General features: G+C 34.4%; 1 protein-coding gene. It reads right to left on the bottom strand.

The features are described 5' to 3' along the window. Window positions 1–109: 109 nt before the first annotated feature. Window positions 110–793, bottom strand: a complete 684-nt coding sequence (locus N9I19_RS24925) for a MerR family transcriptional regulator (protein WP_317779360.1) — start codon at window positions 791–793, stop codon at window positions 110–112. Between the last annotated feature and the right edge of the window lie 179 nt (window positions 794–972).

Below are 972 nucleotides of genomic sequence, written 5' to 3'. Positions count from 1 at the left end.
ACGGTATATAAAAATCATAAACTAGCTTTTGTTATTAGCGTTCAATTTATTTAGTAGTATTTCTATTCCTTTAGGGATTCGCGAAGTACGAACTAACTATTTGGCTTATTTATTTATCAAGTTCTATTTCTTTTTTCAACCGTTCCACAAAACGCTCATTGATATAAGTACGGACAAACTGGTCCTTTTTCTCCAAATCGATGTCTTTTCTAAAAAAACCCACCCTCTTAAGGCGTTGATCCTCAGGCAAGTCGGACCATGCCTGGTTCGCCTCCTCTTCCAGTGAACTTTCTATCTTTCTCTGGATCACCATCGCTTGAAAGCTTTGGTTCTTTCTTTCTTCTATAGATGGTGGTTTGGGCACCCCGTTTAGTAACTGTTCATATTGGCTTTTCAACTCTTCGACTTTTGCGGTAGCCATTTCTTCAAAAGTTTTCTTTACTTCTTCTGTTATCTGTTTTTTCAAAGTCTCCATATTGTCTACATATGGAGCAGGTTTCTCTTTTTTTACAGGGAATGGTCTTAACTCAAAAAAGTTTGAGAGATCATTTGAAATCGCTGATAAGGCCCACTTGTCTTCCCTTCTCTTCTTTATAAACATTGCAATTTTTAAATCTAATTCATCGTACACCTTTTCATTGGTTTCTAGAGTACGATTAATATAATGAATGCGTTCTTTCTCTAACCGTTTAAACCAACCGTCCACTGTATTAATATGTATATTTTGATTGTTCAGATGAGTTTTTAACGTTTCTACAAAATCGCTAATTTTCCAAAATGTTTCCTCAGGCATTTTTGAACCTCCTATTCAAAGTCTCTAAATAATGAACTATATGTAGAACACAAAACACAAATGGTCTACATGCATAACGAATTTACTGAGAGTAATGGTTAAAACAGATAGAATATAAGAAAGATTTGGTAATAGACTCAGTTTGTGTAGACTATTTATAGACTATAGAGTACATATGC

Source organism: Peribacillus sp. CSMR9 (assembly GCF_033141925.1).
Taxonomy (GTDB): Bacteria; Bacillota; Bacilli; order Bacillales; family DSM-1321; genus Peribacillus; species Peribacillus simplex_A.
This window is presented reverse-complemented; position numbering and strand designations above follow the sequence as displayed.

Bases quoted from the DNA above. Each gene is read 5' to 3' on its own strand.
- N9I19_RS24925 (WP_317779360.1), bottom strand. From the start codon at position 793: ATGCCTGAGGAAACATTTTGGAAAATTAGCGATTTTGTAGAAACGTTA.